Annotated in this window: 11 protein-coding genes and 1 pseudogene; 8 read left to right on the top strand and 4 right to left on the bottom strand. The window is 72.4% G+C overall.

Annotated elements, in window-relative coordinates; all coding sequences use genetic code 11:
- Nucleotides 1-85: 85 nt before the first annotated feature.
- The 4 genes from K7C20_RS04695 to K7C20_RS04680 are packed head-to-tail and all read right to left on the bottom strand — an operon-like array spanning nt 86 to nt 4,037.
- Nucleotides 86-1,099: an ABC transporter substrate-binding protein gene (locus tag K7C20_RS04695; protein ID WP_030079765.1), complete on the bottom strand. Its 1,014-nt coding sequence runs from the start codon at nt 1,097-1,099 to the stop codon at nt 86-88.
- Between the two features lie 54 nt (nt 1,100-1,153).
- The gene (locus tag K7C20_RS04690; RefSeq protein WP_053209927.1) at nt 1,154-1,966 is read right to left on the bottom strand and encodes an ABC transporter ATP-binding protein; all 813 of its coding nucleotides are present in this window, start codon (nt 1,964-1,966) and stop codon (nt 1,154-1,156) included.
- A complete protein-coding gene (locus tag K7C20_RS04685; RefSeq protein WP_053209928.1) occupies nt 1,963-3,030 on the bottom strand; it encodes a FecCD family ABC transporter permease in 1,068 nt (355 codons plus the stop codon). The genes K7C20_RS04690 and K7C20_RS04685 overlap by 4 nt, the downstream gene beginning before the upstream one ends.
- Nucleotides 3,027-4,037, bottom strand: coding sequence for a FecCD family ABC transporter permease (locus tag K7C20_RS04680; RefSeq protein WP_030079767.1), 1,011 nt, complete (start codon nt 4,035-4,037; stop codon nt 3,027-3,029). The genes K7C20_RS04685 and K7C20_RS04680 overlap by 4 nt, the downstream gene beginning before the upstream one ends.
- A gap of 326 nt (nt 4,038-4,363) precedes the next feature.
- Here K7C20_RS04680 and K7C20_RS04675 point away from each other — a divergent pair, with 326 nt between their 5' ends.
- The 8 genes and pseudogenes from K7C20_RS04675 to K7C20_RS04640 all read left to right on the top strand — a co-directional run bounded on the left by K7C20_RS04675 (nt 4,364) and on the right by K7C20_RS04640 (nt 13,003).
- A complete protein-coding gene (locus tag K7C20_RS04675) occupies nt 4,364-5,509 on the top strand; it encodes an FAD-dependent oxidoreductase (RefSeq protein WP_048829213.1) in 1,146 nt (381 codons plus the stop codon).
- A gap of 138 nt (nt 5,510-5,647) precedes the next feature.
- Entirely contained in the window at nt 5,648-6,229 is a 582-nt protein-coding gene (locus K7C20_RS04670) for a TetR/AcrR family transcriptional regulator (RefSeq protein ID WP_030079771.1), read from the top strand.
- A gap of 144 nt (nt 6,230-6,373) precedes the next feature.
- Nucleotides 6,374-7,138, top strand: a complete 765-nt coding sequence (locus K7C20_RS04665; RefSeq protein ID WP_053209929.1) for a VOC family protein — start codon at nt 6,374-6,376, stop codon at nt 7,136-7,138.
- A 175-nt stretch (nt 7,139-7,313) separates the two neighbouring features.
- Nucleotides 7,314-7,730, top strand: a complete 417-nt coding sequence (locus tag K7C20_RS04660) for a hypothetical protein (RefSeq protein ID WP_030079777.1) — start codon at nt 7,314-7,316, stop codon at nt 7,728-7,730.
- 121 nt (nt 7,731-7,851) lie between these two features.
- Nucleotides 7,852-8,248, top strand: a pseudogene (locus tag K7C20_RS04655) (SDR family oxidoreductase).
- A 217-nt stretch (nt 8,249-8,465) separates the two neighbouring features.
- Nucleotides 8,466-9,689 carry an acyl-CoA dehydrogenase family protein gene (locus tag K7C20_RS04650; protein WP_053209930.1) on the top strand — a complete coding sequence of 408 codons (1,224 nt, stop codon included), beginning with the start codon at nt 8,466-8,468 and terminating at the stop codon, nt 9,687-9,689.
- Nucleotides 9,690-10,002: 313 nt separating this feature from the next.
- Nucleotides 10,003-10,851, top strand: coding sequence for an oxygenase MpaB family protein (locus K7C20_RS04645; protein ID WP_078953457.1), 849 nt, complete (start codon nt 10,003-10,005; stop codon nt 10,849-10,851).
- 34 nt (nt 10,852-10,885) lie between these two features.
- A complete protein-coding gene (locus K7C20_RS04640; RefSeq protein ID WP_030079787.1) occupies nt 10,886-13,003 on the top strand; it encodes a serine/threonine-protein kinase in 2,118 nt (705 codons plus the stop codon).
- Nucleotides 13,004-13,011: the final 8 nt, after the last annotated feature.

The following is a 13,011-nucleotide window of genomic DNA, read 5'->3' as shown; positions in this document are numbered from 1 at the left end:
TCCTTCAGGATCAAGGGTGGTGCGGGGGGACATCGCGGGCGGGGGCGGGCCGTGGGGACGGCGGCCCACCCCCTCCGCGGGTGTGTCAGCCCTTGGGCAGCGGCACGCCGGTGGACTTCGCCACGTCGGCGAGCATGTGCTCGGCGGCCTGGATCCCGATGCCGGACATCCAGGTCTCGTCGGGCATGGTGAAGACCTTGTGGTTCTTGACGGCCGGCAGGTCCTTCCAGACCGGGTTGGACGTGACGTCCTTCTGCTGGGTCTTGTCCGGCGCGTCCGCGACGGTCACGAACACCAGGTCGGCGTCGGCCTTGTCGATCTGCTCCGGGCTGACGTCGAGCATCGTCTTGACCGGGTCGGTGGAGCTCTGCGACTTCGGCCGGGCCAGGCCGATGTCGTTCAGCACCACGCCGCTGTAGGAGGACTTCTGGTAGAGGCGGGTCGGACCGGCGACGAAGCGGACCACGGACGCCGAGGGCATCTTGCCGTGGTACTTCTTCTTGATGGCCTCGCCCAGCGCCTTGGCCCGGCCCTCGTACTCCTTCATCCTCCGGTCGGCCTGCTTCTCCATGCCCAGCGCCTTGGCGTGGACCTTCAGGTTGGCCTTCCAGGGGCCGCCGGTGGTCTCGGTGAAGACCGTCGGCGCGATCGCCTTGAGCTTGTCGTAGATCTTCTCGTGCCGGACCTTGGAGGACAGGATCAGATCGGGCTTGAGGGCGATGATCTTCTCGAGGTTCGGCTCCAGCAGCGGACCGACGTCCTTGACGCCCCCGATCTCGTCCTTGAGGTAGGCGGGGAAGCCGCCCTCGGACTTCATGTGCGGGGAGACCGCGCCGACGGGCTTGATGCCGAGCATGGTGACGTCGTCGAGCTCACCGGTGTCCAGCACGACCACGCGCTTGGGCTTGGCGGGGATCTTCACCTCGCCGCCCACGGCGCTCTTGACGGTGCGCGGGAAGCCGGCACCGGCCTCCGCCGCGTCGTCGCCGCCCGAGGAGGTGCCGCCACCGCACGCGGTGAGGGCGCCGGCGCCCAGGACGACGGCGAGGAGCGCGGCGGGCAGCCGGACGGCGCCGCGGAGAGTCGGTCTGCTGAACATGAGGGCAACTTCCTTAGGGGGAGCGGAAAAGAGGTGTGTGGGGGGCGGGGCGGGTCAGGCGGAGACGGTGGTGTGCCGTTTCGCGCTGCCCTTGGGGACGACCAGCGGGGTGCCGGTCTCGGGGTCGGGGATCACCCGGCAGTCCACGTCGAACACGGACTTGACCAGTTCCGCGTCGAGTACGTCCGCCGGGGCACCGGCCGCGGCCAGCTTCCCGTCCTTGAGGACCACGAGGTGATCCGCGTAACGGGCCGCCTGCCCGAGGTCGTGCAGCACCATCACCACGGTGCGGCCCGCCTCGGAGTGCAGTGCGGCGACCAGGTCGAGGACATCGAGCTGGTGCCGCAGGTCCAGGAACGTCGTGGGCTCGTCGAGCAGCAGCAGCTCGGTGTCCTGCGCCAGCGCGAGGGCGATCCAGGCGCGCTGCCGCTGGCCGCCGGAGAGCCGGTCCACGGGCTGGTCGCGCAGCTCCACAGTGCCGGTGCGCCGCAGCGCCTCCTCCACCGCCTGCTGATCCGCCGCCGACCAGGGGCTCAGCAGCCGCTGGTGCGGGTAGCGGCCCAGCCGCACGAGCGCCTCGACGGTGATCGCGTCGGGGGTGACCGGCTGCTGGGGGAGCAGCCCCATCCGCAGGGCCAGCGCACGGGCCGGCATCCGGTGGATATCGGCCCCGTCCAGCGCGACCGTGCCGGCGGCCGGCGGCAGCAGCCGGGTCAGCCCGCGCAGCAGGGTCGACTTGCCGCAGGCGTTGGGGCCGACCACGGCGGTGACGGCACCGCCGGGCAGCACCAGATCGAGGCCGTCGACGATCAGCCGGTCGCCGTAGCGCAGGTCGAGCCCCTGGGTGGAGAGCTGGTTGGCGGTCATCGGACACTCCTGTTGACGGAACTGCTCTGACGGATCATCAGCACCAGCAGCCATGGCGCGCCCAGCGTGGCGGTGACCACCCCGACCGGCAGCCCGCCGACCGGCAGCAGGTACTGCGCCACCAGGTCGGAGGCGAGCAGCAGCACGGCCCCGGCGAGGCCGGACAGCGCCAGCGTCCCGGCGGTCGGCGGCCCGGCGAGGAACCGGACCATGTGCGGGACGGCCAGGGCGACGAAGGCGACCGGGCCGGTGAGCGCGGCGGCCAGCGAGGCCAGCACGATCGCGACGACCAGGATCTGGAGGCGGGCGGCGTGGGTGCGCAGACCCAGCGCGCCGGCCGAGTCGTCGCCCAGGTCGAGCACGGCGAGCCGGCGCTGCAGCGCGAAGGCGGCCAGCAGCCCCACGGCCATCGCCCCGCCCGCGGACCACACTTCGGTCCAGGTCCGCCCGTACACCGAGCCTGTTGTCCATTGCAGGGCCGAGCCCGCGAGTTCGGTCGGGAAGCGGACGACCATGAAGCTCACCGCGGCGGACAGCCCCGCCTGTACGGCCAGACCGACCAGCACCAGGCGCGTCACACTGACACCGGAGCGCCAGCCGAACACCCCCAGCAGCACCGCGGCGAGCAGCCCGCCCCCCAGCGCGGCCAGCGGCATCAGCGCCTGCGAGGCCCCGGCGGCCAGCATCGCCACCGCGCCGAACGAGGCACCGCCGGTCACCCCCATCACATCGGGGGAGGCGAGCGGATTGCGGAAGAGCCGCTGGAGCAGGGCGCCACCCACCGCGAGGCCCGCCCCCGCGACGATCGCCGCGACCATCCGCGGGGCCCGGAACTCCTGGACCACCAGCACCGTCGCCGAATCGCCGAGGCCGAGCAGGCCCTTGAGCGCATCGAGGGGCGCCAGTGGTATCTCGCCGTTGGCCACGGACACCGTCACCAGTACGCCGAGCACCACGGCACCGGCGAGGGCAAGCAGCGGGGTACGGCGCAGGGCGGGCCCGCGTCCGGCCGCCACGGGGGAGGGGGAGCCGAGCGGCTTCTTGCTCCGTACGACGTCGGTCATCGGGCCACCTTCCGGGCCAGCAGCGCCAGCAGCGGCGCGCCGAGGAACGCGCTGATGATGCCGACCTGGAGTTCGGACGGCCGGATGACGAGCCGTCCGAGGATGTCGGCGGTGAGCAGCAGCAGGGGGCCGGCGATCAGACAGCCGGGCACCACCACCCGGTGGTCGGAGGTACGCAGCAGCTGGCGGACCAGGTGCGGTGCGGCCAGCCCGATGAAGGCCAGCGGTCCGGCCACGGCCACCGCCGAGGCGGCGAGCAGCACGACGGCCAGGCCGCCGGCCAGTCGGATCCGTGCCACCCGCACACCCAGCGCCTGCGCGGAATCGTCGCCCAGCGCCAGCGCGTTGAGGGCGGGGGCGAGGGCCAGCGCGAGAACCAGACCGATGGCCAGGGTCGGCAGCACCGGGTAGAGCACCGACAGCGGGCGCTCGGCCAGCGAACCGGCCATCCAGAACCGGGCCTCGTCCAGCGACCGCTTGCTGGCCAGCATGATCGTCCACGTCCAGGACAGCAGGACGAGTTGGAGGACGGTGCCGCCAAGGGCGAGACGTGCCGGGTCGAGGTCACCGGCGCGCCGGGCCAGGGCCTGGGCGAACAGCGCGGCGGCCGCGGCGCCCGCGAACGCGAACCAGATGTATTGGACGGGCCGGGTCAGATGCAGTGCATAGATCGCGGTGACCACCGCGAAGCCTGCGCCCGCGTTGATGCCGAGCGTCGTCGGGGAGGCCAGCGCGTTGCGGGTGACGCCCTGGGCTACGGCCCCTGCGACACCGAGCGCGGCGCCGACCGCGAGGGCCACCACCGTGCGCGGCAGCCGAAGTCCCGTCACCACAAGGGCTTCCCGCCCGTGGACGGTGCCGGTCAGCGCGTCCCACACGGTGGACAGCGGTACGGACCGGGCGCCGAGGGCGAGGCTCAGGGCGACACAGACCGCCAGTACACCGAGCCCGGCCGCGAACAGCGGGATGCGCCGCAGGAGGTTCGCGGCGGGACGCGCATCGGGCACGGGGGGTGCGGTGGCAGGTGGTTTGATCGTCGACACGCGTCGTTACATTAGGTTAGGCATGCCTAAACCTGCAAACGAGCCGACGTTAAATAATCAACTGTCCCTTTTGCCGGACAAATCTTCGTCGGCGGCTCCAGGTGGAGCCCTGACCAGGGGCGATCTACCCACTCATGCACCTGTCCACTCGGCCGAATGGTCATCGATGCCCCGTCGTGGATCCCTCGCCGTGGGGTGAGTCGCTCAGAAAGTGTATCGATTGCGCTTTTTTAATCGTTGTGCTTTTCTGAGGGAGAAGTGCTGCCATCCCGCCCCGTCTGAGGAGCGTCATGACCTCTGCCACTCCCCGTACCGCGATCGTCGGCGCCGGCCCCGGCGGGCTGACGTGTGCCCGCGTCCTCCAGCGCAACGGCGTACCCGTCACCGTCTTCGACCATGAAGCGTCCGCCGGTGCCCGCTCGCAAGGCGGCACGCTGGACCTCCATATGACGACCGGTCAGGCGGCCCTGCGGGCAGCGGGCCTGCACGAGGAGTTCACCGCTCTCGCCCGCCCCGAAGGCCAGGAGATGCGGTTGCTCGACCACACCGCGACCGTGCTCTTCCAGCACACCCCCGCGCCCGGCGACGGCGACCGCCCCGAAATCGACCGGGGCGAGCTGCGCCGGCTGCTGCTGGACTCCCTCGCCCCCGAAACCGTGCACTGGGGCAGCTATCTGCGCACGCTGCACCCGCTCGGCGACGGCCGCCACAAGGCCGAGTTCGACGACGGCCACACCGAGACCTTCGATCTGGTCATCGGTGCCGACGGCGCCTGGTCCAGGGTGCGGCCGCTGCTCTCCGACGCCACCCCCCACTACACCGGGGTCACCTTCGTCGAGGCCGGATTCGACGACGCCGACCGCCGCCACCCGGATATCGCCCGTCTGGTCGGCGACGGCAGCATGTGGGCGGCGTCCGCCAACAAGGCACTGATCGCCCAGCGCAACAGCCGCGGCCACCTCCGCGTCTACGTCGCTTTCCGCGGTTCCCAGGACTGGGCGCTGGAGGCCGGGGTGAAGGTGGCGGACACCGAGGCCGTCCGCGCCGTGCTGCTCGACGCGTTCGCGGAGTGGGACGACCGGCTGCTGGCGCTGCTGCGGGACAACGACGGCGGGTTCGTCAACCGGCCGCTGTTCGCCCTGCCGGTGCCGCACACCTGGACCCACACCCCGGGCCTGACCCTGCTCGGCGACGCCGCGCATCTGATGTCACCGTTCTCCGGCATGGGCGCCAACCTCGCGATGCTCGACGGCTGTGAACTCGCCCAGGCCCTCGCCGAACACAGCGACCAGGACGCGGCGGTACGGGCCTACGAGGCGGTCATGCTGCCCCGCGCCGCCGAGGCCGCCGAGTTCGCCGCCCTCGGTCTGGCCAACGCCATCGCCCCCGACGCCCCGCACGGCTCGCTGCGCCATCTGCGCGCCCGCTTCCAGTGACCTGCGGCCGTAGGGGGTGTCTCCCCTGGCGGGACCCGTGCCGCCGCGCCGGCATCCGGCCGCCCCGAGCGCCCCACCGTTTCACCGTTCCACCGGCTCCCCTTCCGAGCCGCCCGACACGAGAGATGATCTGCTGTCATGACCCAGCCGACGCCCGGCCGCCGCGAACGCAAGAAGGCCCAGACCCGCAAGGCACTGGCCGACGCCGCTCTCCGGCTCTTCCTGGAGCACGGCTACGACCAGGTGAGCGTCAAGGACGTGGCCGAGGCCGCGGACGTCTCGGTGACCACTCTGTTCAAGCACTTCTCCGGCAAGGAAGCCCTGGTGTTCGACCGGGACACCGAGCAGAGTGCGGCCCTCGTCGCGGCCGTCCGCGACCGCGAACCGGGGAGCACGGTCCTGGACGCGCTGCACGCCTACCTCCACGGCCTGCTGGTCACGGTCCGCGAGGCGCCGGAGTTCCGGGCGTTCCGGGAGCTGGTCGACGGCACCCCGGTGCTCAGCGACTACGCCCACCGGATGTGGCTGCGGCACGAAACGGCCCTGGCCGGTGCGATCGCCGAGGCGACCGGCGCCGATGAGGGCGGGGCCTCGGCGCGCGCGCTGGCCCACTATGTACTGGCCGCCCCCCGGCTGGCCGCCGGCTGCGACGACCCCGGCTCCGCACTGGACGAGATCTTCGCGCGGCTGAAGAACGGCTGGGCCGACCTGGGCGGCTGAGCCGGTTCACCGCCGCCCGCGCTCCGGTTGCGGCCCCGTCGCGTCCGTCGCACGATCGGCAGCGTACGGATGCCGACCGGCAGTGCGCGGGCGTGAGCGCGGCACCGCCCGGCCACGGCTCGGCGCGGAGGAGCGGAACACACCGTGAAGATCACTGAGCCCACCCCCGGCGCGCCCTGCTGGGTGGAGCTGGGCACCTCGGACGTGGACGCCGCCAAGGTGTACTACCGCCAGGTCTTCGGCTGGCGCGCCGAGACCGACCCGCGGGAAGAGGCGGGCGGCTACACCACCATGTACCTGGGGGGCGCCCCGGTCGCCGCGCTGACCCCGCTCTACACCCCCGGGCAGCCGACCGCCTGGACCGTATCGTTCGCGACGCGGGACGTCGACGCGCTGACCACGGCGGTCACCGAGGCGGGCGGGCGGCGGCTGATGGGCCCGATGGACGTGTTCGACCTGGGCCGCTTCGCCGTCCTGGCCGACCCGGAAGGCGCGGTCTTCTCGCTGTGGCAGGGCCGGTCCTTCGCCGGTGCCGCGGTGCTCAACGCGCCGGGTTCGCTCGGCTGGGCCGAGCTCGCCACCCGGGACGCCGAGGCCGCCAAGGACTTCTACACGGGTGTCTTCGGCTGGACCGTGGGTACGCACAAGGACTATCCGCAATGGGGTATCGACGGCGCCGACTTCGGCGGTCTGAGCGCGCTGGACGAGTTCTATCCGGACGACGTCAGGGCGCACTGGCTGCCGTACTTCGCGGTCGCCGACGTCGACGAGACGGCCGCCCGCGCCGCCGAGTCGGGGGGCATGCTGCTGGTGCCCCCGACGGATGTGCCCCACGGGCCGAGGGTCGCGGTGATCCGGGATCCGCAGGGGGGCTCCTTCGGGGTCCACGGCGCCGGTATGGAGGGCTGACCCCCGCCCGCTCCGGGGTGCCAGCGGGACGGTGACTGCCCGTGCGGTGGGCGGACTTGTGCCGTCACACGATCGGCGGCCTGTTCGTCGTTTCACCACATTCCGAGGGTTGTTTGAGCGTAATGTCCGCTTGACACCAATGGGTGGCATTGCGCGTCAAGAACAGGAGACCCCTATGTCCACGACCGAAAACCTCGTGGCCCGAGGCAAACAGCTCGCAGCCGGCGCGGGCACACTGGCCACAGCCGTCGCCCTCGGTGCGACGCTGTTCGCCGCCCCGGCCCAGGCGGCGCCCGGACCCACCAAGCCCTTCGGTGTGGTCACTGCCAAGACGGGACTGAGTGAGCGTCAGTACCCCAGCACGGACTCCTCCGTGCGGGGCCACCTCCATCACCGCGCGCAGGTCGGCCTGGTGTGCAAGGTGCGCACCCAGAGCGTGGGCGGCAACACCGTCTGGTACCTCACCCGTCAGGAGCGGGCCTCCTGGGTTGCGGCGAAGTACGTGACCAACAGCGGATACGTCAAGTACTGCAAGGACGTCCAGCGCAACCGGCTCCACCCGCACCACGCGGCGAAGCACGCCGTGGGCTGATGGAGCCCGGGGGAGGCCCGGTCCGGTGCTGCGGAGGTGCCGGACCGGGCCTTCGTGTGCGCGGCGGGCAGGGCCCGCGCGCGGAGTCCGGGGGCGGGGCGACCGAGAACGGAGAAGGACCGTGCAGATCGGTCTCACCGGCCGGACCGCGGTGGTGACCGGCTCGACCCAGGGCATCGGAGCGGCCATCGCGCTGGGGCCGGCCCGCGCCGGCGCCCGGGTCGCGGTGAACGGCCGCAGCGTCGGGTCCGTGGAGCGGCGCTGGAGCGGATGCGTACGCAGGCGCCGGACGTGGCCTTTCTCGCGGCGTCCATGACGTCGTCGGCCGGGATCTGTCGTGGGACGAGGCGCAGCGTGCGTTCATGCGGGAGTACCGTCCGCAGTCGCTCATCCAACGGATGATCGAACCGGAGGAGATCGCCGCCATGGTGGTCTATCTCAGCTCCCCGTACGCCTCGGCGACGACCGGGGCGGCCGTCCGCGTCAACGGCGGGTACGTCGACTCGATCGTTCCCTGACCGGCGGCGGCCCGGAGCCGCCTCGTCGCCGCCCGCTCACCGCCCCCGTCCCGGCAGTCACCGGCCCGGACGGACGCACTTCCCGCGCACCTCCCGCGCACCCTTCCGTATTACTGGAACAAGTTCTACTGTGCCCCTCGATCCGGCAGCCGACGGCCCGTCAGCATCCCGCGCCGCCCGCGCACCGGACGACCGGACCGGACGAACTGGAGGGGCCGTGCACCTCGAATACACCCCCGAACAGCAGCAGTTGCGCGCCGATCTGCGCACCTACTTCGCCGACCTGGTGCCGGACCACGCCGCCGCGGGGCCACGTAACTCCCAGGGCGCGGACGGTGCCCCCCTCGCGGGCCCCGCGGCGCAGAAGCGCTTCTACCGCGAGACCGTCCGCCGGCTGGGCACGGACGGCTGGCTCGGCGTCGGCTGGCCCAAGGAGTTCGGCGGGCGCGGTATGTCCCCGACGGAACAGTTCATCTTCTTCGACGAGGCGGCCCAGGCGGGGGTGCCGCTGCCGCTGATGGCGCTGAACACCGTCGGCCCGACGATCATGCAGTTCGGCACCGACGAACAGAAGGCCTACTTCCTGCCCCGGATCCTCTCCGGCGAGATCGACTTCGCCATCGGCTACAGCGAACCCGACGCCGGCACCGATCTGGCCGCCCTCAAGACCCGCGCCGTACGGGTGGGGGACGAGGAGAGCGGCCACTATGTCGTCAACGGGCAGAAGATCTGGACGACCAACGGCGACACCGCCGACTGGGTCTGGCTCGCGGTGCGCACCGACTCGGAAGCGCCGCCCCACAAGGGCATCACCATGCTCCTCGTCCCCACCAGCGACCCCGGCTACTCCTGCACCCTGATCAACACCCTCGCCTCGCACGACACCACCGCCAGCTACTACGAGAACATCACCGTCCCGGCCTCCCGCCGCGTCGGCCAGGAGAACAAGGGCTGGCGGATCATCACCAACCAGCTCAACCACGAACGGGTCACCCTCGCGGCCCACGGCACCATGGCCATCCGCGCGCTGCACAACGTCCAGCGCTGGGCCGCCGACACCAAACTCGCCGACGGCCGCCGGGTCATCGACCTGGGCTGGGTACGCGGCCGGCTGGCCCGCACCCACACCCGGCTGGACGCCATGAAACTGCTGAACTGGCAGATGGTCGACGCGCTCCAGCAGGGCACCCTCACCCCGCAGGACGCCTCCGCGGTCAAGGTCTACGGCTCCGAGGCCCGCCGGGACGCCTATGCCTGGCTGATGGAGGTCGTCGGCTCCGCCGGCCCCCTCAAGGAGGGCTCGGCCGGCGCGGTACTGCACGGCGAACTGGAACGCGGCTACCGCTCCGCCGTCATCTTCACCTTCGGCGGCGGCAACAACGAGATCCAGCGCGAAATCATCTCGTGGATCGGCCTGGGGATGCCTCGCGTGCGGCGCTGACCGGCCCCACGGCCTTCGGGCACCCGGCCCGGACTCCCGGGCCGGCGCCGCGACGTCTCCGAGCGCGCGCGCCTCGCAGACGGCTCCCCCCAGCCCCTGCCCCCCGACAGCTGACGGAAGGCGCCCGCCGTGATGCCATGAAAAGGACCGGATCCGCTACGGCACACCGCGGTGGCATGGCGGATGCTGGTGACCACTGCCGTCGGGCGTTCACCGCCGGACGGCTACCGTCAGGCGTCGCGTCCGGCAGCGGGAGGTGGGATGTGTGGCAGGCGACCCGGGGGTCTTCGGGCCCGGCTCCGTTACCTGGCAGATGCACAGTGATCCGATGATGTGGATCGCGGGTGTCCGCGCGCTGTACCTCCAGGCGCTGCACCCTCGTGCGGTGCGCGGAGTCTTCCAGAACTCGGACTTCAGGAGGGACGCCTGGGGCCGGCTGATGCGGACCGCCCACTTCGTGGGCACCCTCAGCTACGGCACCACCGACGCCGCCGAGCAGGCCGGTGCCACGGTCCGGCGCATCCACCGCCGCCTGTCCGCCACCGATCCGGCCACCGGCGAGCGCTACGGGATCGACGAGCCGGATCTGCTGCTGTGGGTGCACTGCGCGGAGGTGGACTCCTACCTGCACGTACTGCGCCGCTCCGGCTACCCCGTCAGCGACGCCCAGGCCGACACCTACGTCCACGAGCAGCGCGAAAGCGCCCGGCTCGTCGGCCTCGACCCGGCCGGGGTTCCCGGCAGCCGGGCCGCGCTCGCCGCCTACTTCGCCCGCGTACGGCCCGAGTTGGCGCTGACCCCGGAAGCCCGCCAGGTCGACGACTTCCTGCGCCGGCCGCCCACCCCGGCCCCGCTCGTGCCGGCCCGCGCCCTGCTCTGGCATCGGGTGGCGCGGCTCGCCTACGGCGCACTCCCGGCGTATGCCCACGAGCTCTACGGGCACCCCGCGCCTCCGTCCGCAACCGTCACCCGCCGGCTCCGCGCCACCGGCCACCTCCTTCGTGCCGTTCCCCCCACGGTGCGCTGGCAGCTCCCGCCCCGGCACATCCTGCGCGCCGTCGCACGACTCGGCCCCGGCGCCCGCCCAGCGCCCTACAAGCTCCGCCGTTCCGCCGCCATACTGGAAGGGCAGGAGGCCCCGCAGGGGGAGCTGCGCGGCTGACCACGGGGAACGGGGACGGGGGCGGCGATACATGGTGGCGGAAAACAGACTGATCCAACGGCGGTACCGACTGCTCGGCACCATCGGGCGCGGCGGCATGGGGGAGGTGTGGCGGGCCCGCGACGAGTCGCTGGGCCGACAGGTCGCGGTCAAGTGCCTCAAGCCCATGGGGCCGCGGCACGAACCGTCGTTCCTCCAGGTGCTGCGCGAGCGTTTCCGCCGCGAGGCCCGGGTCGCGGCCGCGCTCCAGCACCGCGGCATCACCGTCGTCCATGACTTCGGCGAGGACGACGGCACCCTCTTCATCGTGATGGAGCTGCTCAGCGGCCGTAACCTCAGCCAGCTCCTGGACGACAACCGCCGCCAGCCGCTGCCCGTGGCGGATCTCATGGAGATTGCCGAGCAGGTCACCGCCGCGCTTGCCTACACCCACGAACAAGCCATCGTGCACCGCGATCTGAAACCGGCGAACATCGTCCGGACCGCCGACGGCACGGTCAAGATCTGTGATTTCGGCATCGCCCGGCTCGGCCACGACATCGGCTTCACCGCCCGCCTCACCGGCACCGGCATCGCCATGGGCAGCCCGCATTACATGTCGCCCGAACAGATCGGCGCCCACGGCGTCGACCACCGCAGCGATCTCTATTCGCTCGGCTGTGTGCTGTACGAGATCGCCACCGGCGTGCCGCCGTTCGATCTGGGCGACGCCTGGGCGGTGCTCGTCGGGCATCGCGACCTGGCACCGAAGCCGCCCCGTACGCTCCGTCCCGATCTGCCCGAGGCCTATGAGCGGATCGTGCTCGAACTGCTCGCCAAGGACCCCGACGACCGCCCCAGGGACGCCCACGAGCTGGGCAAACGCCTCGCCGATGCGCGCCATCCGCACCCCGGGCGGGACGCTGCGGCAAGCCCGGACGAGCTGACGGTCCCCGCCCGGTGGCTGCCCTCCTGGACCCGCGGCATGTCCCTCGGCGCCCCCGCCGGCCTCGCCCGGCGACCGCACGGTCACCCCGCCGACGAGGCCGCCACCATCCTCACCGACGCCTGGACCGGCTGGGGCGGCGGCCCGCAGGGCGGTGAAACGCCCCCGGACGCCGGCATCGCCAGCCCGGCACCGCCGGACGACCACCGCGCCACCCTCGCCGCGCTGGCCGGCCGGCACACCGCCGCGCTGAACCTCGGCCGGCTGGGCCGCTGGGAGGAGGCGGGCGAGGCACACCGTGCGCTCGCCGCGGAACGCGAGCGGCTCCTCGGTCCCGATCACCCCGACACCCTCACCAGCCGTCTGGAAGCCGGCCATGCCGTGAGCCGTATCGGCCGGAGCTTCGAGGCGCACCAGATCTACGCCGAGGTGCTGGCGGGCCGCGAACGTGCGCTGGGCCCCGACCACCCGGACTCGCTGAGCTGCCGCCACCATGTCGCACTCAACCTCGGCCGGCTGGGGCGGCTGGAGGACTGCCTCGCCATGACCCACGAGGTGGCCGAGGCCCGCGCCCGGGTGCTCGGCCCGCAGCACGCCGACACCCTCGCCACGCTCTTCGAACTCGCCCACGTACTGGGCAAGTTGGGCAGGTGGGCGGAGGCGCTGCACACCCACAGGGACGTCGCGACGGTGCGCACCGCCACGCTCGGCCCCGGCCATCCCGACACCCTCGCCGCCCGTTACGAGGTCGGCATCGGCCTCGGCCGGCTCGGCGACAGCGCCGGGGCCGTGGCGCTCTACCGGGACCTGGCCGCGGCCTGTGCCGTCGCCCGGAGCGCCGACGACCCGGAGACGTTGCGCGCCCGGCACGGCCTGGGCGTCAACCTCGGGCGGCAGAACCGCTGGCAGGAGGCGCTCGTGGAGGCCCGTGAAGTGGCCGCGACGCGCGGGCGGGTACTCGGTCCCGACCACCCCGACACCCTGGTCAGCCGCCGGGAGACCGCCGTGGCGCTGGGCTGGCTCGGCCGCTGGGACGAGGCGCTGGACCTCTACCGCGAGGTCGCGGACGCCCGCGAACGGGTCCTGGGCGCCGCCCATCTCGACACGCTGGCCAGCTACGGCGACCTGGCCCAGTGCCTGGAACAACTGGGCAGCGCGGACGAGGCGGCCGCCCTCCACCGCCGGATCGCGGCACTGCGCCAGGAGCGCGCCGCACGCCGGCGCTAGGGGAGGCA

Source organism: Streptomyces decoyicus (genome assembly GCF_019880305.1).
Taxonomy (GTDB): domain Bacteria; phylum Actinomycetota; class Actinomycetes; order Streptomycetales; family Streptomycetaceae; genus Streptomyces; species Streptomyces decoyicus.
Note: the sequence above shows the minus strand (reverse complement) of the source record. Positions and strands in the feature narration are given on the sequence as shown.

Coding starts and splice junctions, on each gene's coding strand:
- K7C20_RS04695 (WP_030079765.1), bottom strand. CDS start 1,099: ATGTTCAGCAGACCGACTCTCCGCGGCGCCGTCCGGCTGCCCGCCGCG.
- K7C20_RS04690 (WP_053209927.1), bottom strand. CDS start 1,966: ATGACCGCCAACCAGCTCTCCACCCAGGGGCTCGACCTGCGCTACGGC.
- K7C20_RS04685 (WP_053209928.1), bottom strand. CDS start 3,030: ATGACCGACGTCGTACGGAGCAAGAAGCCGCTCGGCTCCCCCTCCCCC.
- K7C20_RS04675 (WP_048829213.1), top strand. CDS start 4,364: ATGACCTCTGCCACTCCCCGTACCGCGATCGTCGGCGCCGGCCCCGGC.
- K7C20_RS04670 (WP_030079771.1), top strand. CDS start 5,648: ATGACCCAGCCGACGCCCGGCCGCCGCGAACGCAAGAAGGCCCAGACC.
- K7C20_RS04660 (WP_030079777.1), top strand. CDS start 7,314: ATGTCCACGACCGAAAACCTCGTGGCCCGAGGCAAACAGCTCGCAGCC.
- K7C20_RS04645 (WP_078953457.1), top strand. CDS start 10,003: ATGCACAGTGATCCGATGATGTGGATCGCGGGTGTCCGCGCGCTGTAC.